The following is a 22,080-nucleotide window of genomic DNA, read 5'->3' as shown; positions in this document are numbered from 1 at the left end:
TTAATTCGAAGACGCTATATATATAGTTGAAACAGCTTTGTATTTAACTTGACTTTTAATTTTGTTCTAATACAATTAAAAGTGTTCTAATACTAAAAACAATTTAAGAATTAGGACAAGTTGATACAAAGAAGGCATCCCAATTGTGGGATGCCTTTTTTCATTATTAAAATAATGTAGTTAACATTGCACCGCCAATAATTAAAATAAGGCCTGCAATGGTAAAAATTAAACCGTTGCGAGTTTTCTTTTCGTGTAAGAAAATCAGACCACCTAAAGTAGAAATAACTACGCAAAGTTGAGAAATAACGAAAGCCATGTTAACTCCGTTATCTTGAACGGAAAGAATGTAAGCTAAAGCAGCAATTGCATAAAGAATACCTGCTCCACCACTTTGAACAGTAGATTTTTCTTTCCAAACGTGTAAATTCTTAGTAACAAGTGTATAGATAAACACAGCAACTAACATACCAAAGGTTTGACCAAAGAAGATTGAAATACTGCTTCCATGTAAAGCCTTTGGAATTGAACTTGAAGTAATGTAGCCAAGAGAAGTTAAGACAAGCAAAATAATCGTACTTACTTGGTTAGACTTATTACCCTCACTAGTTCCGCGGTCAGTTAATGAAGTTAATACAACACCAATGATCAAAACAAGAATTCCAATAAAACCGTAAAGCTTAGCTTGTGGGCTGGACCATTCGCCAAAGGCAAGTACACCAACAAGAGGTACACCAATTAACTGTAAACCAGTTGAAATTGGCATTGTTTCAGAAACACCAATCTTTTCATATGAAATGTACTGACCAACTTGACCGATTACCCAGCACGCACCACCTAATGCAGAAAGCAAAAACAGTGACCAACTCATTGCTGGATGCATAATTGCCATTACAATTGCACCAAAAATAAATGAAGCAGCAACAGTACCAACAATCTGATTATAAACTGTACTATTCTTTACGCTAGCAATAACAAGGGGCATAAGTCCCCAGCCAATTGCTGGTAAAAATAAATAAACATATTTCATAATTTTTGTATCTCTCCCTAAACTTTTAAACAATTTATTCTATCAGGGATTGATACTGTCTGGCAAGAGTCAATTATGAAATCCTTTTCTTTTTCATTAAAATACGATTGCTGCGCCAAACCAAAATCAACATGATTACTTCACCTATTAGTGGCAAAAAGATCAAGTTAAGTGAAGTTGCACTAGCAAAGATCATATGAAGCACAATTGCAGCTAAAATCATAATCCAAGATGTCCATCTTCTAAACCAAGGCTGCCAAATGCTTCCTGCTAAAACTAAGTAGTATACACAAAGTAAAAATCCTAAAATTAATAGCCAAGCTTGTCCTTGTACAGTGAAAATTTCAGCTCCCATTAAAGCAGCAAAACCACTAATATAGGCCAAATATGCTAAAACTAGCATCATAACTAATCTAATAATTAAAAGTTCGCTGTTTCTATTTTTCATTACTAGATTATTCTTGAAAATTACCATTCCAATCCAAGTTAACAAAAGCAGTGCAATAACTAGACCAATTGTAAATTTCATTGCCATTTGATTGGTCATAAAAAAGACAATAATTAGAATCAAGCCTAATTCATAATAGAAATTAAGAGCGAAAATACTACTCTTTAATTCCATTGGAAGCCAGAGCAAGACTACTGCAATAATAAAGAAAATTGCACATCTTCCCTTTAGCCCCTGATCAACTGCTGCATAATTAGGCACATAGACCACAATAGCATCTAAAATTCCTAAAATGGATAAAGCAATTTTTATCCATGTATTTTGACTAAATTTTTTCATTCTAAAATTCTCCCTCGTTAAAATTATCGCACTTTTCAAATTTATAATCTCAAAAAATTACTTACGAGAAAAAATTTTTTCTGTTAGTATGATCAGCGACGCTTTTTTAATTATATATTTAGGAGGAATTATTTTTGGAAGAAATACAATCACAAACACGTCCTGAATTAAAATCTTTAACTATTGTTGCACATCCCTGGATGGCAATGGCAGCTTTAATGATTGGAGCTTTTGTTGGGATGTTATCAGAAACATCGTTAAATATTGCTCTACCACAATTAATGATTGCTTTTAAGGTAGGAACAGGTACTATTCAGTGGCTAGTTACTGGCTATATGTTAATCATCGGCATTATCTTACCACTTTCAAGCTTACTTACTAAGTGGTTCACCACTCGTCAATTAGTTATCTTTGGTTTATTTGCTTTCTTAATCGGTTCAATTATTTCCGCAATTGCACCAAGCTTTGGAATTTTACTTTTAGGAAGAATGATTCAAGGTGTTGGAACCGGTATTGTTCTCCCACTAATGTTTACTGTAGCAATGCAAATTTTTCCACCTAACCGCTTAGGAGCTGCCATGGGTGTCTGTGCAATGGTTATTATGCTAGCACCCGCTATTGGTCCCACTGTCACAGGTTTAATCTTAGCTAAATTATCCTGGAATTGGATTTTTTGGATGTTTGTACCATTCCTAGCAGTTGCACTTATTTTCGCTTTTACTTCATTAAAAAATACTATCAAGATTACTAGACCACACGTTGATTACCCTTCCATTATTGAATCAGCCGTAGGCTTTGCTAGTTTAGTTGCTAGCGTCAGTCTTGCTTCTGACCTCGGTTTAACTTCACCAATTGTTATTGGGTTATTTATCTTAGCTATTGTCGTACTTGCATTTTATGTTCATCGTCAACTTAATTTAGAAAACCCAGTTTTAAATCTAAAAATCTTTTCAATTGCCCAATTTAGAACTGGCGCTTTATTAGTTATGATTGACTTTGGAATTATTTTATCTGCTATGTATTTATTGCCCCAATTTATTCAAAATGGACTTTCATTAGCAGTAGCCCTAACTGGAATCATTATGCTTCCTGGTGGACTTATTAATGCAATTACTTCTGCTTTAGCTGGTAGAATTTATGATAGCCAGGGTGCTAAAATACCAGCAGTTCTAGGCTTTGTTATTGCATTTATTGGTGCTTTAATGTTAGCATTTGCTACTCCATCTGCACCCGTTTGGTACATTATTTTAGCTCAAATAATTTTAATGATTGGTTGTCCTTTGGCAATGTCACCATCTCAAACTTACGCCTTAAATGCTATTCAAGGTCCAGCTTCTGCTGATGGATCGACTATCATGAACACTTTACAACAAATCGTTGGTGCCGTTGCCACTGCTATTGCAACTATTTTGTTAGCCATGGGACAAGGAATAAGTAAAGGCTCAAGTGCAGTTCGTTTTACTAATGGTGCTCACTACGGTTTCTACTTTACTTTAATCTTAATCGTTATTGGTCTTTTATTAAGCCTTACAATTAAAGAAGATAAAGAGAATTAATCACTATTTAAAAATTTTAATTATATAAAAATACCGAGATTCAATTATGAACCTCGGTATTTTTTAATTTATTTACTTCTTCTCTTTAATAATATAGATTGGTCGATTTTTTACTTGGATATATACTCGGCCGATATACTTACCTAAAATACCAATGCAGAGCAATTGTAAACCACCAAGCAAAAGAATTACGCATACCATCGAAGCCCAGCCAAAAATGCTAGAACCTGGATAGAGTATTCTGCGAATAATTACAACTATTAAACCAATAATTGATAAAACAAATGAACCTGTACCAATCCAAACAGCTAAATTTAGTGGAGCTTGTGAAAAGTCAGCAATTCCATCCATTGCGTATTTAAATAATTTCCACGTGTTCCAATCACTTTCACCAGCTACACGTTCAACATTATGGTAATCTAAGTACTTCGTCTTAAAGCCGACCCAAGAGAAGATCCCCTTTGAAAAACGATTATATTCGGGCATATCTAGAACTGCATCTACCATTTGACGAGTCATCATCCGGTAGTCACGAGCTCCAGGTACAATTTCAGTATCAGAAATCTTATTAACAACCTTATAGAACATATCACTTAAGAAAGACTTAAATTTAGCTTCCCCTGTACGATCAACACGGCGAGTTCCAATACAATCATACTCACCGGTTTTAATTAGATCATACATCTGAGGCAAGAACTTAGGTGGATCTTGCAAGTCAACATCCATTACAACTACATAGTCTCCAGTAGCAGCTTGAAGTCCAGCATAAAGAGCTGACTCCTTACCAAAGTTTCTTGAAAATGAAACAAAATGTACATGCTCTGGATCTTTGTTGCGTAATTCTTTAATTTCTTTAAGTGTATTATCTTTGGAACCATCATTAATAAACCAATATTCTGGCTCTAAATCAGGGATTGTATCCATTACTTTATTCACAGCTGGATAAAAAAGTGGTACAGATTCCTCTTCGTTATAACAAGGAACTATAATTGATAATTTTTTCATACTTTAACAGGCTTTCTTATTACTTTCTAACGTCTACTTTTGATTTAGTAGTTTTAATTTTTCTAAATGTAAGTAACTTATTAATTACAAATTGAATTAAGGTTGCGATAAATGTTGATACAGCCTTTACAATTAACTGATTGTAGCCTAGCTGAGTTACAAAGATAAAGAGACAAACTGTAGTGAACAAAGTTGTAATCTGTCCTACTAAGTAGTAAGAAACAAATCTTATTAATAACTTATCGTGAACCTTAAAATTAAGAAAACTATTCCAGAAAAAGTTATTGATCAACCCACAAGATGATGAAATAAAATTAGCTACTTCGACTTGCATCTTAAAATGGGTTAGGAGTGCGAAGATCCCGAAATCAACACCTAATCCTAACACCCCAATTAATACATAAATAATTAGCTGTCGCAAGTCTTCATTATGAAGTATTCTTTTAAAAATACCCACGGCTTCTTTTCCCTTCTTTAATCAATCATTACTTATTTTAAACTAATTCTTTTTAAAATACTTTCTTTTTGACAAATTATTAATAATTTAATACAATATACTTACTTTAAGTTAGCTCAAATTAGTCATGTTTTATTCTTAATTAACTTATATTTTATATTCTATATTCGAAAGGAAAGATATATGGCAAAAAAATCAAAAATTGTTAAAGCTGCTAAGCAGCGCAAATTAATCAAAAAATACTACGAATTAAAAGAAGCTGGTAACGTAGAAGCATTGGCAAAATTACCGCTTGATGCTCACCCAACTCACTACCACAATCGTGATCTACATGATGGTAGACCACATGGTTATATGCGTAAGTTTGGTATGTCACGTTTACGCTTCAAAGAACTAGCACATAAAGGACAACTTCCTGGCGTGCGCAAGGCTAGTTGGTAAAAATTATAAGACTAGCTCTTAGTTAAATCAAAACTTAAATATAATAGTCACACTTAAAAAGCCTCCCGTTTGGGAGGCTTTTTGCTTATTTTTTAATTCTGCTAACTTAACTTTTTTCTCAAAGCTTCTGTTAATACTTTAGAAAAATTCAAATGCTGTTTTTCAGCTTCTGTTGCTAGATTCAAAGGAACTGTTACATTTTTGCGAATTGTTTTTTCAAAATTAGAAGCTGCTTTTGACAAATCAGCTGATACCAAAGCAACAAAAGCTCCTTCACCATTAACTTTAATTTTTGAAGGATCAGTCATTTTTGGAAATTCTTTTTCATCAAATAAAACTGTCGCTAATGCATCAGAAGCCATATCAAAAGCATCTGCCAATCCATGTCCTTCTGTTACAGCACCTTTAACGTCGGGAAAACTGATAAAGTAAACATCTTTTGCAATTGGCTTAAAAATTGCTGGATAAGTTACGATTCTTTTTTTCATATCAATCTTTTCTCCAATCATTATCTATTTAAATTATCAGGCACCTCAAGACCTAGTTCCTTATAAAGTGCCTTAACTGTAAAAAATGATATTTCCCTATGGCGAGCTAAGGGTGCTTTCATCCCATTTGAGGGATTTACCACTCGGGCATGTCTATTATTTCTCTTACCTTCATCAATTATCATTCCCTTACTAAGTAGATCCTTGATGATGTCTCTTCGCTTAACCAATTTTTCTCTCCTTGCTAATAATTATACACACATGCGCATAAATTATAAATTTTTGCTACATATTTAATTACGCAAAAGAGTGAAAAATTTTTTATAACAAAAAACTCCGACTTTCGTCGGAGTTCTTTAATACTCAATAACTAAAAATTAGTCGTCAAGCTTTTCCTTGTTAACAACATCTAACTTGTCGTCAAATGTGTAAACAACTGGTTCACCAGTCTTCATTTCTAAGTCCATGATGTCATCATCAGAGATGTTTTCAATGTACTTAGTTAAAGCACGAAGTGAGTTACCGTGTGCAGCAATAATAACGTTCTTGCCGTCAAGTAAATCTGGAGCAATGTGATCTTCCCAGAATGGCATTACACGATCTAAAGTAACGTGTAAGTTTTCTGCCTTAGGAACGATGTGTGGATCCAAGTTTGCGTAACGACGGTCATGTGCTTGACTAAATTCGTTGTCATCATCAATAGCTGGTGGCAAAACATCGTATGAACGACGCCAAATGTGAACTTGTTCGTCACCGTATTTTTCAGCAGTAGCCTTCTTGTTTAAACCTTGAAGAGCACCGTAATGACGTTCGTTTAATCTCCAAGTCTTAGTTTCTGGAATCCAAAGTTGGTCACTTTCTTCAAGTGCGTAGTGCAAAGTCTTGATAGCACGAGTTAATAATGAAGTGTAAGCTTGATCAAATTCAAGACCGTGTTCCTTAATTAAACGACCAGCCTTCTTAGCTTCTTCAACACCTTTTTCTGAAAGGTTTACATCAACCCAACCAGTAAATTGGTTAGAAAGGTTCCATTCACTTTGACCGTGACGAATTAAAACTAATTTCGACATGAACTGTATCTCCTTTAAAATTCAATGTTTCACTAACTATTTTACACGCTTATGCAAAAATTTCATAGGAATTACGAAAAAAAGCTTTATTAATCCACAATTTTTTAATGTTAAAATAACAATAGATATATTAATTTGCATGGATTGGAAGTATTAACTATGGAAAATATCAACTTAGAAGGCGGCCATCTTTCGCTTGAACAATTAAACGCAATTTTCAGGACGATTCCGCAAGAAATGGATGTCTTAGATGAAAACGACTGCGTGGTTTGGTCATCAATGAATGAAAATCGACTCTTCAAACGCACTGAAAAAGATATTGGTAAAACTGTTTTTGAAGTGCATCCCGGCCACAGCCAAAAACATGTTAAAGAAGTTCTAAATCAAATGCATACAGGCACGCGCAAAAGCATCTCAATTATGATTATTAAAAATCAGCAACCAGTTAACATCTCTTTCTATAGTCTCCACAACGAAGATGGTAAATATATCGGCTGCATCGAAGTAACTCAACCAGTTAAAGATTTGCAAGTTAAAGGCAGCAAATTGCGTAATATCTTAAACGTCCTTAAAAAGCACTAAAGTTAGGCCTTTAGAATACTTTTTTTAAGCAAAAATAGAGTAAAATAAGAAATAAGATAAGATAGATACTTTTATTGGGGGAATATTTTTATGAAGAAAAAATTCAGTTTCCTGCTCTTACTAGGAGTAGTCTTGGTTTCTTTAACTACAGCGTGTTCGAAGAACAATAATAAGCAAAAGACTAATACCGAGCCTTCTGCAAGTTCTTTAATTAATGCAAAATTTAATTCTAGCTTGGCTAACGGACATTTCACTCAAACAATTAATTCTGATGAAATGAATCAAAAATCAAAATCAGAAGGTCTTTTTAAGGATAAGGGTGATATCACTAATCTTACTTATACTTTGACCCAAAAGAAAAAATCTCAAACTGAACAAATGTGGCTGACAAAAAAGGACATGTACTTACTCTTAGAGCAAAACAAGGGACACTGGATTAAGAATTCCATTAATGCCGATACTTTTGATCCCGATCAAGTAAAAGAAAGATTCGATCCAGCAACCTTTAAGAAAATCAACAAGGCCCTTGCTAAAAAAGCTACCGTTCAAAAGAAAAATGGTAACTATGAAATCAGCTTTGATGGTACTGATACTAACCTTTGGAATGCAGTCAATCCTTTAATCATCGATGCTATGAACACACCAGGTTCACAAAACATGCAAGTGGCTCGTCTAGTGAAATCAGCTCAAGTTCAAAACTTAAAGGTTACTTACTTAATTGATCCTACAAGTAGAAATGTTGAATCAATGACTTTTAAAGCTCAATATACTGCTGGTGGAAAATACAATTTCACTTGGAATCTAACTTATGACCAATTACGTCAACACAGTGACTTAGCTGTTCCTTCTGATATTCAAAAGAATGCAATCGATGCAGAAGAAATCAAGAAGGCTCAAGCTGAGCAAAATAATCAATAATTATTTTAGAAAGATAAACTGATGCAGAAAAATAAAGAAAAAAGCAAAAAAAATATTTTTTCTCACAATCAAGGCGGCAAAATTGCCGCTTTAATTTTAGCCATTATTGTTTTAGTACTTGTAATCTGGGGCGCTATAATTGCCTTTGGCAAGCCAAGCCCTAAAGCTGCTTTGACAGGAGCATCTGACACTAATGTCAAAACTGCTCGCGTTGATGTCAAAACTACTAACTCAAAAGGCAAAATGTATTCAAATTATGTCGTTGGGCCCAATAATACAATTCATATCTCAATGAAAAGCGTTCCAAAATCAGACACAAATTCTGAACTATGGTCTAACGATCAATACGTTTACCACCGTGATAACAAAGAAGAATGGAATTATATCAAGCAAAACGCAATTTTTAATGAAGTATATTCTGGCTATAAAAAGCTTTATACCGCTCATAACTTTAAACAGTTTTCTGATGAGGCATTTAAGCAATTAACACTTAAGTCTAATGGCCTGGGGGGCTATGTGATTTCTTATCATGGCAATAATAAAGCCGTCATTAAAAGTATGCAAAAAGCAACTTCTGTAGCTCCAACTAGCGATCCTCATTCAAGCAATGTTAAAAATATTGAGCTTCAGGTTAAAGTTAATCGCAAAAAAGAGTTAACTGAACTTTATTACAAGGTTACATACTATAGTAAAAAAGAAGGCACGCTATCTCTTCACCTTTATGACGTTAACCAAGTTAAGAAATTGAAGATTCCATCTTCAGTCACTAAAAATGCTAAAAAACTAAATATTAAGTCAAATTAAAGGAGAAAAAAATGAAACTGGGTATTATCGGTTCTGGAAAAATTGTCCATGACTTTCTAACAATTGCTGATCAAATTCCTGATCTTGAACTAGCAGCGCTAGCAACTACTAAGAGAAGTCATCAAGTTGGCTTAGATTTACAAAAAGAATATAAAATATCCAAATTGTACGACAATAATGAGGATATATTTAATGATCCAAACGTCGACACCATCTACGTAGCTGTTCCAAACAGCTTGCATTTTTCTATTTCAAAAGCTGCTCTTGAAGCTGGCAAAAATGTCATTTGTGAAAAACCATTTGTTGCAACTTCTGATGAAGCGCGTGAATTAAAAGAAATTGCCGATCAAAAGAAGCTAATCATTATTGAGGCTATCACCAACATTTACTTAGAAAACTTTAAGTTTATCGAAGCTAATTTAGATAAAATCGCCCCAATTCATGTCGTAAACCTCAATTACACACAATACTCTAGTCGTTATGATGCTTTTTTAGCAGGAGATATTCAACCTGCTTTTGATCCTAAAAAAGATGGCGGTGCTTTAATGGATCTGGGGATCTATAATTTGCACATTATCACTAAGCTATTTGGTAAACCTAATTCCGTGAAATATTTCCCAACCATTCAAAAAAATATCGACACTTCTGGTATCTTGCACCTCAGTTACCCTGATAAACAAGTAAGTTCTATAGCTGCTAAAGACAGTTTTTCACCTAATGTCAGTACCATTGAAGGTGAAAAAGGCACACTTATTATTTACGGGCATCCAAATGAAATGCCTAAAGTGGGGATGCAGCTACGTGGACAAGAACTTGAAGTCACTAACAATAATAAATATTCTCACCGCATGGTTGCTGAATTCATCGAATTTACTAAGATTATCGATCAACATAATTTTAAAGCAGCTGATCAAGCTTTTACTCATAGTTTAAATACACTGATTATTTTACAAGAGGCAAAGAATCAGCGTTAACAAAAAAGACAGGAATTATCCTGTCTTTTTCTTTTTTTCATATTTAATTTCTTCGGCCTAATTCTTCTCTAATTCTTTCAGCATCTTCGCCTTTAGCTGTAAAAATCAAATGGTCACCCACTTCAATAATCGTATTACCATGCGGTACCAGCCATTTACCATTTCTCCAAATTCGACTTACTGTCATCTGTTCAATAAAGTCGAAGTTCATTAATTTTTGACCAGCATATTTATGGTTTCTAACAGTTACTTCAAAGAGACCATTTTTAGTGTCAGTTAAAATTCTCAAAATTGATGGCGATTCAATCAAAGCTCGTAAAACGGAAGTTTGAACATTGAAGACATTATATATCTCAATCTTTTCATTAACTAAAGTCTTAATCGTTTCAGGCTTTGGCCGCTCTTGGCTAGCAATTACACGTTGAACGCCGTGATCTTTTGCCATCCGGGCGATCTTACGATTTAAGTCATCTTCAATGAATCCTGCTACTAAAATATCGCAGTCAAAGACACCAGCCTTTTCTAGACATCCTTCTTCAAGACTTGGAATTAATTTTAAGTTAGCTACCCTACTCTTGTAAGTATCATAATTATCTTTCTTATGAGTCACTAGCAATACATCATACCAATTGTCATGAAGTTCTTGCGCTACAGGCACAGTCATTACGTTAGTTCCCATCATAACGACTCTTTGCTTAATTTTATCTTCCTTACTTAACTTGAAGATCGAATTAAACAAAATTGGGCCTAAAATACATACCACAACAGCCGCTAAAATAAAGGCATCTGATTGCGTCTCAGTAATTGCATTAAGTTTACGCGCAACTTCTAATGTTGGAAGCACAATCGTAATCGTCGTCATAATCAAAAATGTTCCAGCAATACTGTTACGTTTATTGAAGTTACGAACATAAACTAAGAAGATTGGTAATTTTGCCAAAAGTAAGAATAATACTAAAACCGGAATTAACATTAAAGCATTCGGATTAGTAATTAACGACTTTAGGTCTAACTTAACACCAGTTGTAATGAAGAAAATTGGAATAAAGAAGCCATAACCAATCGAAGTCAACTTATCCATGGTTGCTTCACTAGGCTCAAGCAGTTTCATAACCATTCCTGCTAAAAAGGCGCCAAGGATATTTTCTGCACCCACTCGTTCAGCAACAGTTACTAATGTGAAAATCAAAAAGAAAGCTAGCCTAATATCTAATTGCGTAGTAGCTTTAGATATTTTATTAAACCATCCATAAGGTTGTTTAAACCGTCGTAATAAGATAATTGCTGCAATAAATAATAAAATAATCAGCCATAATCTGCCTGCATTACCACCATTAATTGAAGCATAGATTGTCAAAAGAAGTAGCGGAATTACTTCTCCTAAAACAGCAGTCAGCAAAATAGTCTGTCCAATTGGACGTGACAAGATTTCTTTTTCTTTCAATGTGGCAATAACTACTCCAAGAGCAACTGTCATAAAGATAATCATGGCCAGCATCGCGTCACTGAAGAGACCGATTAATTTTAATACTTCCGCTAAAACAAAGGCTGTAACCGTAATTGCTGCAAAAGAAAAGATTGCAATTCGCGCTGGATTAATATCGCTTTGCTTAGTATCAGGTAGGTCCTTTTTCTTGAATAAATCAAAATTAATTTCCATTCCTGATAAAAACATTAGTAAAATCACTCCTAGATTCGATAGAAGTGATACGCTGCTCGTAATCTTAATCGTGTCTAATAAGCTTTTTCCCAGAATTATTCCAGTTAAGATTTCAGCAACAGCGGTTGGAATAGCATTGATCCTAAACCGCGCCATAATAATTGGAATTACTAAGGCAGCTAAACTAACTATAAATATAGATAAGTCCACTTTTATTCCCCTTATAATAAAATTACTGTAATTATACTAAAAAAAGCATCAAAAAATAAGTCGGCCTTAGCAAGCCAACTTATTTTCTTTATTCTGCTTCTTCAAAGGTAATTCTTCTTGCAATGACCTGTTTTTGAAGGGCTGGTGTAGTTCTAAAGTCAGTAAGCCATTCACTTTGGGCAGTATCACTTCCCGCAGCAATCGCATCTGATAAGTTTCTAACTGGCATATAGCCTTTTAACATTCCAGCAAGGAAAGTTCCAAGAAGTGCATCTCCACTACCAGTGCTATTAACTTCTTCAATTTCAGGCGCATGTGCCATTAAAGCATCCATCATATTAACAATTGCAGCTCCGTTAGCGCCTAAAGACAACAATACATGTTGTGCACCTTTAACCACTAGGTTGTGGGCCATATTAATTAGTTCTTCTGTTGTTACTTCTTGATTATCTTTTTCAAACCAATGCTTTAATTCAGTTTCATTTGGTTTAATTAATAGTGGGTTCATTGGTAAGATATCGAGTACATTTTCATAAGGCACATCAACAACTAAACCTGCTGCTCGTTTATCAGCGACTCTGGCAAGATCAGTTAAATAGACTGGATCGATACCTTTAGCAAAACTACCAGCAATTACTAAGATATCGCCAGCTTTTAAAACTTTAAGATAATCTAACAATTTTTGCTGATTCTTAGCGGTAATTTTAATTCCACGTTTCTGCTCAATAAATTGATTTCCTATTTCTGCTTTATCAAGTTCTTCTGCAACCTGCTCTACATTTTTATGATTTACAATACCGGTTGCAATTGAATCAATACCTAATTTTTTTAGAATAAGTGAAATATTAATTCCTTTACCTACTACGCTTTCGCTAGGGTCTAAGGTTACTGTATAAATCAAAACTATATCCTCCATGCTTTTTTCATAGATTATTATAAGACAAAAAAGACATGATTCCTATTCGGATCATGTCTTTCATGTTTTTTAGTCTATTTAAGAACTATTATCAAATTATCTGTAAGTTCCCCATGCTTGGTTGTTCAAGCGACCAACTAAATAACCATATTGGCCATTTGCACGTGGTTGTCTTAACCATACATAGTTACCAGAACGGTAATATGCATCGTACTTAATTACAGTATTAATTGGTAAAGTTTCAATAATTGGGCTAGTAGTACTTGCTCCAGTTCTTAAGTTAATTGCACCACCGGTAATGAAAGTACCATTTTGCTTAGTCCAAGTAGCATTATTAGTAGTTACTTGCTTAGGAGTAGTTTGTTGAACAGGTTTATTAGCTACCGGAGTAGTAGCTTTAGCTGATTCTTCTTTAAATGTTCCCCATGCTTGACCATTGTTACGGCCTACTAAATAACCATATTGACCATTTGCACGTGGTTGTCTCAACCATGTGTATTGACCTTCTGTACGGTAAGCGTCATATTTAACTTCTGAGTTGGCTGGTAATTGTGTAATTACCTTACTGTTAGTACTTGCGCCAGTTCTTAAGTTAATTGCGCCACCCGTAATAAATACACCGTTTTGCTTAGTCCAGTCACTATTTACATTAGTGTTTGTACTTGGTCTTTGAGCTGGTTGGCTTGGCTTGGTAGTTGGTTGACTTGGCTTACTTGCTGCTGCAGAACCTTCCTTGAATGTTCCCCATGCTTGACCATTATTACGGCCTACTAGGTATCCATATTGACCATTTGCACGTGGTTGTCTTAACCATGTGTATTGGCCAATCGTATGGTAAGCGTCGTACTTAACTTCTGAGTTAGCTGGTAATTCTGTAATTACTTTACTGTTAGTGCTTGCGCCAGTTCTTAAGTTAATTGCGCCACCTGTGATAAATACACCATCTTGCTTAGTCCAGTCACTATTTACATTAGTATTTGTGCTTGGTTTTTGAGCTGGTTGACTTGGCTTGGTAGTTGGTTGAGCTGGCTTACTTGCTGTTGCGGAACCTTCTTTGAATGTTCCCCATGCTTGGCCATTGTTACGGCCTACTAAGTAGCCGTATTCGTTATTTGCACGTGGTTGTCTTAGCCATGTGTATTGGCCAATCGTACGGTAAGCGTCATATTTAACTTCTGAGTTAGCTGGTAATTCTGTAATTACTTTACTGTTAGTGCTTGCTCCAGTTCTTAAGTTAATTGCGCCACCTGTGATAAATACACCATTTTGCTTAGTCCAGTCACTATTTACATTAGTGTTTGTACTTGGTTTTTGAGCTGGTTGGCTTGGCTTGGTAGTTGGTTGAACTGGTTTATTATTGTTATTAGTACTTGGCTTAGCAGTATTATTAGTACTTGGAGTCGTCTTAAAAGTACCCCAATCTTGACCATTTGCACGTCCTACTAAGTAGCCATATTCGTTATTTGCACGTGGTTGTCTTAACCATGTGTAATTACCTTTAGTTGCATAAGCATCATACTTAACTTCACTGTTTGCTGGAAGTTGAGCAATGATATTACTATTAGTACTTGCACCAGTTCTTAAATTAATTGCACCACCTGTAGTGAAAGTACCATCTTGCTTAATCCAATTAGTTTCGGTTTCAACTGGTTTACTAGTGTTTGGTCTAGCAGGTGCTTGACTACTACTTTGACCGTTATTAGCATTTGAATTATTGGTATTAGCAGCGTTATTTGATGTGTTGTTATTAGTATTAGTCTTATTAGAAAGTGGAACCACATTAACATTTCCATCAACATTTTGACCACGCCAATTTTGTGTATATTGCCAAATAGCCACATTATCCATTGATGGGAAGTAGTTGAAGTCAGGATTATCTTCACGGCCATTAGTCTTATACTTAGCTACCCATAAGGCATTTGGATACTTTTCAGAAATCTTATTAGTATCAACCTTATTCTTTAATAACCATTCACTAGAATAAAGCATTGGGTTGTATCCACCATCATGAACAGTATCCATGAAGCTAGTAATTGCATTAGTATTAGCTGCAACACTGCCGTTAGTATTATTGTTAACGTCTTGCTCCCAATCAGTTGCTAAGTATGAACCTTGTGGTAAACCAGCTTGTTGTGCTGAATTAACTGCGTAGTTTCCTTCTTGAACTGCTCGATTGCTGTCTGAACCAAAATGAGTGTAGTGGTAACCCATAGTCATCATATTATTTTGTTCAGCACTCTGGATTTGACCTTGAGCATTAGGATTTTGATAATTTGTACCTTCAGATACTTTAACGACAGCAAATTGTGCCCCAGATTTTGCTTGTTGATTCAAGTTAGTACCTTGCCAACTTGAAACATCCACACCTGCAGAACGTGCAGGCACATTATCAGTTGCGGCTTGTGCTACTTGATGAGTTTTAGTAACACCCATCGGATCTACAATTGCTAAAGCTGTCATAGCACTAGCACAAGCTAATGCACTAATAAATTTCTTATTTGTTGAACGCATTAAAAAACTTTCTCCTCCAAAAAATTTTAATGAAACAATTTTTATTTTCTATAGATTAAAATTTAACGAACTAATACTGACTTGGCAGATACCCATTGGTTTCCACCAAGGTCATACCAAGTTTGACCTTGAACGTTAGCTACGCGGAAATATCTCCAGCTTGAGCCGTCTTTTAAGAATTTACCAGCAATTTGATCTTGACCTGGAACACGCCATACTGGAACACCATAATCTGGCTTAGAATTAATAGTCAATACACCTGATTTTGCAGTAATTTGTGCTTCTTGAGTAGTATATTTTGCCATAATCCATTTACCGTTGCTAATTTCATAATATAAGTTGCCATTGTAGTACTTAGAAGCAATAACAACAAACTCTGAGCCAGCTTCAACGTGTTGGTCTAACTTTTGACCACCTGGTGCTGATAAAACATCAACAGTCTTAGTAACTTTAATTAAAACAGTAGATGCTGCCTTAGGAGCAGTATTAGTGCTGATCCATTGAGTGCCATAATTGTTATTAGCTGCGGCAATAGTTACAGCATTTTGGTAACTTTGAACTGGTTTAACTGCAGCAAGTGGTTTCACAACAGTCTTTGCGCTAGTAGTAACTGGAGTCGTCTTAACTTCCTTAACTTCAACCTTCTTTGGTTTAACTACTGGAGCTTCAGTAGTCTTAGCAGCTTCTTTAGTTATAGCTACTGGGGCTGCCTTAACAACCGGAGTTGTTTCTTTCTTAACAGATTCAACTGGCTTAACTGTTGGAGTTTCAACTTTTTTAACAGTTTCAGTCTTCTTAGTTTCAGTAGCTTTAACTACTGGAGTAGCAGGTTTAACTTCTTTATTTTCAGTTTTAGCAGTTTCAGTCTTTACAGGAGTTGTCTTAGCTGGTTCAGCTTTAACAACTTCCTTCTTAACTTCTTCCTTCTTAGGTGCAACTGCTAATGAAGCAGCTAATTGTTTTACAGGTTGTGCTGCCTTAGTTTCAGTTTTAACGTTTAAAGTTGTTGTTTGGACTGGAGTTTTAACTTCAGCTGCCTTCTTTACTTCTACAGTTGCAGTTTTAACTGGTGCAGCAGAAGCTTGACTCTTAGCTTGTTGAGTTTGTGCTACTGGTGTCTTAACTGCTTGACTTGCTTGATTATTAGTAGTTGCAGCAGTATTTTGCTTATTACTATTATTAGTGTTAGTAGTTGCAGCATTAGCAGTAGTTGTATTAGTAGTAATTGGACTAAATGCAAGTGCATTAATCCAGCCAGTACCAATATATGCACGTTTAACGCCGTTGTTATAAGTAATGTACTTAGTAACATTTACGTTTTGACCAGTTCTTGCAGTACCAACTTGAGTACCAACGCTAGCATCAACTGGCGCACTCATAATTGGTGTAGTTTGTGCAACTGTACGGTTTTCGTTAACAACTTGAGTAACGGGATCGTACTTATCAAAGCCATTAGCTGCGATAACGCTGTTAAGTGTCTTTGCGTAGTTTGGATCAGTTGCGTATTTTCCTTGTAAACCATTTTGAGTTGCTTGAGCATAATTACTTGAATTTTCTACCCAAGTACCAGAGTAATAGTTACCCATTTGGTTACGTAATAAAGCACCATTGTCTTCAAATGATTCAGTATATGATGGATACTTTCTAAATCCAGCATTAGTAGTGTAATAACCACCGTTGCCGTATTCACCAGTGTTCATATTTACTGATTGGCCGTTGTAAGAACCCTTAATACCAAATAAATTGTTGTTAGGCTCTTGTGCTAAGCCTGATTGGCCCCAGCCTGATTCAACAGTTGCTTGAGCAAGCATAACTGAAGTATAAGTACCATACTTAGATGATGCAGTTGTAGCAGCTGGAATAGCTTTGTTTAAAAATTCTTGTTGATATGTTGCAGCTTGAACAGTACCTTCACCAGTTTTTAAAGGATTTTCTGGCTTAAGGTTGTTGGTAACTGATATACCGGCAGTTGTGATAAGTGCCGCGGTAGCAATACCAGTGAATGTTCGTTTTTTCATTGCTTAAACTCCCTCCAATTTACATACACCCTTTATTGTAGTGTGGCAACTTGTTAGATACAACCGAACAAACATTCTGAAATAAAAAAGTAACATAAATTACACACTTTCGTCCAAAAATAAAAAGAGTAATGCCGAAGCACTACCCTTTCAAGAGTTTATTTAATAACTTAATTAAGGTCCTTAGCTCGCAAAATATTGCTTTAATTCTTTTCACTATCATCAAACACAGAAGTAACTGTACGTTCAACATATTGAGCAGATAAAGGAGCCTGATATTGATCAACTTCTTCCTTTACAAAAAGATTAGCTTCACACATTTCATTCATAGCGGCTTTAACTTCTTCTTCAGTCAAGTTTTCTGCCGCATCAGGTAAGGATAAATTTACCTTTTTATTTTTAGCGTTCTTAAATGTAAGTCTTAAAGTTTTAGTAATAGTCATTTTATTTTCTCCTTAGTTAAAAATTTCCTATATAAGTAGTTTGTTAATGTTTTTGATTAAGCTTGAATGTCTGAGTATGAGATTAATCTTGCGTTTTTAACCCCATCATCTTTTTGCAACTTAGACAAAGCCTTGCCAACTTTCATTACGTCTTCAGCACTGGCTGCTTTCTTTACATTCTTTAAAATTCTATTTTTCTTGCCATTAGTATATTTTTCACCCGCAAAAGTAAATTGAACTGATTGATCTTTTAAAATAAATTCCATTTTTATACTCCTCGTAGTCAAATTAACAATTAAATAATTTTGTAAGTCTTCACCGGTGAATTGCCTTACACTATTACTAACGATTTATCTAAAAGATTTGTGCCAACTTTTCAGTAAATTTTTCATGAACGAAATTTGGTATAATTTAAGTAAGATAAATTCATTTTTATAGGAGGAAAAAATGATGAAACGATCAAAACTCGGAGTTGCCATTACGGCATTCTTCATTACCTTTTTAGCAGTTGGATGTTCAAACACATCATCAAATAATTCATCTAATAATAGTTCAGATAAGTACACTACCTACATGAACCAAGGAAAAGATGCTGCTTCTAGTCAAAAATACGAAACAGCTGAAGAAAAATTTGAAGATGCTCATGATGTTAAAGCTACTTCTGAATCAAAAGCTTACGCAGATCAAGCTGGCGATATGAAGGATGCTAAGGAAGAAATTAGAGAATATGAATTTAAAGATGCTTTAGGTGAGTTAGACAAGGCTGCTAACAAAACTAACGGCTACTCTGTAATGACTAAGCAAGCTTCTAAGCTCTATAAGACCATTGATAAGGTTCAAGATCATATCACTCATGACATTAATCCTTTATACAAGCAAGCCAAATTAAGCTACCGTGATAGCGACTATCAAGCAGCTGTTGAATCTTGCGATCAAATTCTAGATTTACCTTATATTAATGGTAAGTACTACAAGAAAGTAAAGAAGAACGTAAAACACTTACGCAAGGTTGCTAATGCTAAGTTAAATGGCGAAGACGTTAACGATGATATCGATACAGAGAACTTAGATGCTAATGACGACGATGAAGCAACTACTTCACACAAGCAATCTACTAGTTCAAAATCTAGCTCATCTAATAGTAGCAAGACTAATAGCAACACTACTTCTAACTCTAACCAAAACAGTTCAAATAGTACTAATACTCAAAATAGTAACGAGGCAAGCAAACAATCGTCTCACACAAATGCCTCAAGCAATAATGCAGCTAACAGCAACTCAAACACTAATTCTTCATCAAACTCAGACAATAGCGGTATGATGATTAATGGTCAAACAGTTACTGGCAGAGTAATTGCCCAAACTCGTAATCAATTAAGCTCAATCGGCGTTGATACTAGTTCTTGGTCTGATCAAGAAGTAGTTAACTTCATGAGATCAGCTGCTAACAACGGACACACTACAATCGATTCATACACTAAACAAGATGTAGAAAACTTTAAATAAACCTTACAAAATTTGCTTTTGATTGTAATTCAATGTAAGATTATATTGAATTTTTGTACAGCTAGACAGTAAAGGAGCTCTTAACTTTGACTGAAGACAAGAAGAACACCGAAGAAACTCAAGAAAAAGAAGAATTTGAAGTAGTTATGCCAGAAGCAAATCGTGTAGAAATGCCAGCTACTGAATTTAAAGAACAACCTGATTACTTAAAGACATTTGCTAACTTCTACATTTCAAAATTTGACGAAAGCGATCTTGAAATCATGGATGTTTACGATGGCAACCACGATGTAATCGAAATTAATACTTACTTAACTAACAACATGGCTTTCAGCCGTCAAAACTTAGTTAAGCACGTACTAAATATTCATGCGGAACGTTTTATGGATATGCTTAACAATATCCAAAAGCAAACTGGCGTAGATCCACAAAACATGAAAACTTACGAAGATTGGGAAAAATGGTACACTGATCGTCGTAACGAAATCAAGCAAACTCTTTCATAAAAAAATCACAATTTATTAGTTGCATATTGGGTTTCAAAGGAACAAAATAGTGCTAACGAAAATAAAAAGAATGTATTTTTACAATACATTCTTTTTATTTTATTTAAAAATATTATTTAATACTTTATTTTAGAGGAAAACTCAATATGAATAATCAATTGCGTAAAAAGGTTACCTTAGCGGGCCTTTTAGTTTCTATTGGAATTGTTTACGGCGATATTGGTACAAGTCCGCTTTACGTTATGAAAGCGATTGTAAATGAAAATGGTGGTATTGCACACGTTAACCGTGAATATATTGTCGGTTCAATTTCACTTATTCTTTGGACAATTACGCTTTTAACAACAGTTAAATATGTCCTAATTGCTCTTAAAGCCACTAATCACGGTGAAGGTGGTATTTTTTCACTTTATGCTTTAGTTAGAAAAAAAGCCAAGTGGCTAGTTATCCCAGCCTTAGTCGGAGGAGCTGCATTACTAGCTGATGGCACTTTAACACCAGCTGTTACTGTTACAACCGCTATCGAAGGTCTTAAAAATATGAAGTTTGGAAATGAAATCCCTGTTCCAAACCAAAATAGCGTTATTATGATAACTATCCTTATTTTGCTATTTTTATTCTCTATCCAGAGAATGGGAACTAGTATTATCGGAAAGACATTCGGCCCAATTATGTTAGTCTGGTTCACCTTCTTAGGAGTAACTGGAATCATGAATTTAAGTCATGACTGGTCGTTTCTCGAAGCACTTAATCCTATTTTAGCAGTTAAAATTTTATTTAGTCCAGCTAATAAAGTTGGCGTCCTAATTCTAGGAGCAGTATTCTTAGCTACTACTGGTGCAGAAGCACTTTATTCGGATGTTGGTCACGTAGGAAAAGGCAATATTATGGGCTCCTGGCCTTACGTCTTCATTTGTTTAGCTTTGAACTATCTTGGTCAAGGTGTTTGGATCTTAGAAAACCCTAACTATCATGCCGGTGCAACAGACTTCAATCCATTCTTTGAAGCTTTACCAAATCAATGGAAATTCTTTGCCATAATCTTAGCTACCCTAGCCGCAATTATTGCTTCGCAAGCTTTGATTACTGGATCATTTACTCTAGTTTCTGAAGCCAGCGGATTGAAATTTTTACCAAGAATGAAGATTATCTACCCTTCTACTGAACAAGGACAAATCTTCATCCCTTCAATTAATAAAATGCTCTGTGTAGCCACAATTGCAATTGTCTTCTTATTCAGAACTTCTGAGCATATGGAAGCAGCTTATGGTTTAGCAATTACAGTAACCATGCTTATGACTACAATCTTATTATTTGAGTACTTGTCACTTAGAAAAGTTAACTTAGGCTTACGCCTAATATTTTTACTTTTATTTGGCGCAATTGAAACCATGTTCTTAATTTCTAGCTTAGCTAAGTTCTTACATGGTGGTTACGTTACCGTAATTATTGCTGCATTTATCGGAGCAATTATGTATGTTTGGTACTTTGGTAATAAAGTCCGTGATAAGCGGGAAGCTGAAAACGCATATGTCCGTTTAGACGAATACACAACTATGCTAAGTAATTTAAGCCATGACGAAAGTGTGCCACTATATGCAACAAACTTAGTCTACATGGCAAAAGTTAAGTATAATAAATTCATCAAACGTGACATGCTATATTCAATTTTAGATAAGCGTCCAAAACGCGCGCATGCCTATTGGTTTGTTACTGTAAATGTAACTAATGAACCATTTACTGCTGAATATGCAGTTAATACTTATAACACCAAGAATGTAATTAACGTTCAACTCTATTTAGGTTTTAAGCAACAGCAAAAAGTGAATGTCTATTTACGTCAAATCGTCCATGATTTGATTAAAGATGGCACAATTGAATCACAACCACAGGAATATACTATAACTCCTGGTAGAGATGTTGGTGACTTCAAATTCGTAATTGTCAATGATGTAATTAGTCCTCAAACACAACTAAATACCTATGAAAAGTGGTTAGTTGAAAGTCGCGTCTGGCTTCAAAATTTATCTTCTAATCCTGCTGTTTGGTTTGGATTAGAGTACGCTGACACAGTGGTTGAACGTGTTCCATTAATTCTAGGTTCGCAAGATATTAAATCAATTCACAGAACTAAATTAAGATAAATATTTTCAATTATTCTCTTATAGATACTTGCAACTATTGCATAAATAGATGAA

At 34.9% G+C, this 22,080-nt stretch carries 22 protein-coding genes; 9 read left to right on the top strand and 13 right to left on the bottom strand.

The window, feature by feature from the left end:
- Positions 1-166 precede the first annotated feature (166 nt).
- Both QM512_RS09350 and QM512_RS09345 read right to left on the bottom strand, forming a co-directional pair.
- Positions 167-1,030, bottom strand: coding sequence for a GRP family sugar transporter (locus QM512_RS09350; protein ID WP_282805409.1), 864 nt, complete (start codon positions 1,028-1,030; stop codon positions 167-169).
- A gap of 73 nt (positions 1,031-1,103) precedes the next feature.
- Positions 1,104-1,817, bottom strand: coding sequence for a hypothetical protein (locus QM512_RS09345; RefSeq protein ID WP_282805408.1), 714 nt, complete (start codon positions 1,815-1,817; stop codon positions 1,104-1,106).
- Between the two features lie 200 nt (positions 1,818-2,017).
- On the opposite strand from QM512_RS09345, the gene QM512_RS09340 reads away from it, so the two are divergent.
- Positions 2,018-3,373 (top strand): DHA2 family efflux MFS transporter permease subunit, encoded by a 1,356-nt coding sequence (locus QM512_RS09340; RefSeq protein ID WP_282806470.1) that lies wholly within the window; start codon positions 2,018-2,020, stop codon positions 3,371-3,373.
- 72 nt (positions 3,374-3,445) lie between these two features.
- On the opposite strand, the gene QM512_RS09335 is transcribed toward QM512_RS09340, so the two are convergent.
- Positions 3,446-4,378: a glycosyltransferase family 2 protein gene (locus QM512_RS09335; protein ID WP_282805407.1), complete on the bottom strand. Its 933-nt coding sequence runs from the start codon at positions 4,376-4,378 to the stop codon at positions 3,446-3,448.
- Between the two features lie 19 nt (positions 4,379-4,397).
- Complete coding sequence (locus QM512_RS09330; protein ID WP_282805406.1) at positions 4,398-4,835, bottom strand: GtrA family protein; 438 nt, start codon at positions 4,833-4,835, stop codon at positions 4,398-4,400.
- A gap of 183 nt (positions 4,836-5,018) precedes the next feature.
- Between QM512_RS09330 and rpsN the strand changes: the two genes are divergently transcribed.
- Positions 5,019-5,276, top strand: a complete 258-nt coding sequence (gene rpsN / locus QM512_RS09325; RefSeq protein WP_282805405.1) for a 30S ribosomal protein S14 — start codon at positions 5,019-5,021, stop codon at positions 5,274-5,276.
- Between the two features lie 101 nt (positions 5,277-5,377).
- On the opposite strand, the gene QM512_RS09320 is transcribed toward rpsN, so the two are convergent.
- From QM512_RS09320 to QM512_RS09310, 3 genes are all read right to left on the bottom strand, one after another.
- Positions 5,378-5,764, bottom strand: coding sequence for a type II toxin-antitoxin system HicB family antitoxin (locus QM512_RS09320; protein WP_282805404.1), 387 nt, complete (start codon positions 5,762-5,764; stop codon positions 5,378-5,380).
- A 20-nt stretch (positions 5,765-5,784) separates the two neighbouring features.
- Positions 5,785-5,994, bottom strand: coding sequence for a hypothetical protein (locus QM512_RS09315; RefSeq protein ID WP_020806602.1), 210 nt, complete (start codon positions 5,992-5,994; stop codon positions 5,785-5,787).
- Between the two features lie 147 nt (positions 5,995-6,141).
- Positions 6,142-6,834 carry a 2,3-diphosphoglycerate-dependent phosphoglycerate mutase gene (locus QM512_RS09310; protein WP_057718117.1) on the bottom strand — a complete coding sequence of 231 codons (693 nt, stop codon included), beginning with the start codon at positions 6,832-6,834 and terminating at the stop codon, positions 6,142-6,144.
- 159 nt (positions 6,835-6,993) lie between these two features.
- Between QM512_RS09310 and QM512_RS09305 the strand changes: the two genes are divergently transcribed.
- From QM512_RS09305 to QM512_RS09290, 4 genes are all read left to right on the top strand, one after another.
- The gene (locus QM512_RS09305) at positions 6,994-7,416 is read left to right on the top strand and encodes a PAS domain-containing protein (RefSeq protein ID WP_282805403.1); all 423 of its coding nucleotides are present in this window, start codon (positions 6,994-6,996) and stop codon (positions 7,414-7,416) included.
- 90 nt (positions 7,417-7,506) lie between these two features.
- Positions 7,507-8,334 (top strand): DUF6612 family protein, encoded by an 828-nt coding sequence (locus QM512_RS09300; protein WP_282805402.1) that lies wholly within the window; start codon positions 7,507-7,509, stop codon positions 8,332-8,334.
- A gap of 21 nt (positions 8,335-8,355) precedes the next feature.
- Positions 8,356-9,138 carry a hypothetical protein gene (locus QM512_RS09295; RefSeq protein ID WP_282805401.1) on the top strand — a complete coding sequence of 261 codons (783 nt, stop codon included), beginning with the start codon at positions 8,356-8,358 and terminating at the stop codon, positions 9,136-9,138.
- Positions 9,139-9,149: 11 nt separating this feature from the next.
- A complete protein-coding gene (locus QM512_RS09290; protein WP_282805400.1) occupies positions 9,150-10,112 on the top strand; it encodes a Gfo/Idh/MocA family protein in 963 nt (320 codons plus the stop codon).
- Between the two features lie 43 nt (positions 10,113-10,155).
- Here the strand turns inward: QM512_RS09290 and QM512_RS09285 are convergent, their stop codons facing one another.
- The 6 genes from QM512_RS09285 to QM512_RS09260 all read right to left on the bottom strand — a co-directional run bounded on the left by QM512_RS09285 (position 10,156) and on the right by QM512_RS09260 (position 18,136).
- Complete coding sequence (locus QM512_RS09285) at positions 10,156-11,982, bottom strand: monovalent cation:proton antiporter family protein (RefSeq protein WP_282805399.1); 1,827 nt, start codon at positions 11,980-11,982, stop codon at positions 10,156-10,158.
- A gap of 88 nt (positions 11,983-12,070) precedes the next feature.
- Positions 12,071-12,898: a PfkB family carbohydrate kinase gene (locus QM512_RS09280; protein WP_282805398.1), complete on the bottom strand. Its 828-nt coding sequence runs from the start codon at positions 12,896-12,898 to the stop codon at positions 12,071-12,073.
- 96 nt (positions 12,899-12,994) lie between these two features.
- Positions 12,995-15,409 carry a GH25 family lysozyme gene (locus QM512_RS09275; protein ID WP_282805397.1) on the bottom strand — a complete coding sequence of 805 codons (2,415 nt, stop codon included), beginning with the start codon at positions 15,407-15,409 and terminating at the stop codon, positions 12,995-12,997.
- 62 nt (positions 15,410-15,471) lie between these two features.
- Positions 15,472-17,427, bottom strand: coding sequence for a glucosaminidase domain-containing protein (locus QM512_RS09270; protein WP_282805396.1), 1,956 nt, complete (start codon positions 17,425-17,427; stop codon positions 15,472-15,474).
- A gap of 203 nt (positions 17,428-17,630) precedes the next feature.
- Entirely contained in the window at positions 17,631-17,870 is a 240-nt protein-coding gene (locus QM512_RS09265) for a DUF2922 domain-containing protein (protein WP_282805395.1), read from the bottom strand.
- Positions 17,871-17,926: 56 nt separating this feature from the next.
- Positions 17,927-18,136, bottom strand: coding sequence for a DUF1659 domain-containing protein (locus tag QM512_RS09260; protein ID WP_282805394.1), 210 nt, complete (start codon positions 18,134-18,136; stop codon positions 17,927-17,929).
- 184 nt (positions 18,137-18,320) lie between these two features.
- Here QM512_RS09260 and QM512_RS09255 point away from each other — a divergent pair, with 184 nt between their 5' ends.
- The 3 genes from QM512_RS09255 (at position 18,321) to QM512_RS09245 (ending at position 22,026) form a co-directional block, all read left to right on the top strand.
- Complete coding sequence (locus tag QM512_RS09255; RefSeq protein ID WP_282806469.1) at positions 18,321-19,376, top strand: hypothetical protein; 1,056 nt, start codon at positions 18,321-18,323, stop codon at positions 19,374-19,376.
- 86 nt (positions 19,377-19,462) lie between these two features.
- Positions 19,463-19,882: a hypothetical protein gene (locus QM512_RS09250; RefSeq protein WP_282805393.1), complete on the top strand. Its 420-nt coding sequence runs from the start codon at positions 19,463-19,465 to the stop codon at positions 19,880-19,882.
- A 146-nt stretch (positions 19,883-20,028) separates the two neighbouring features.
- Entirely contained in the window at positions 20,029-22,026 is a 1,998-nt protein-coding gene (locus tag QM512_RS09245) for a KUP/HAK/KT family potassium transporter (protein WP_282805392.1), read from the top strand.
- The last annotated feature ends 54 nt before the right edge of the window (positions 22,027-22,080 follow it).

Source organism: Lactobacillus isalae (assembly GCF_947539375.1).
Lineage (GTDB): Bacteria > Bacillota > Bacilli > Lactobacillales > Lactobacillaceae > Lactobacillus > Lactobacillus isalae.
Note: the sequence above shows the minus strand (reverse complement) of the source record. Positions and strands in the feature narration are given on the sequence as shown.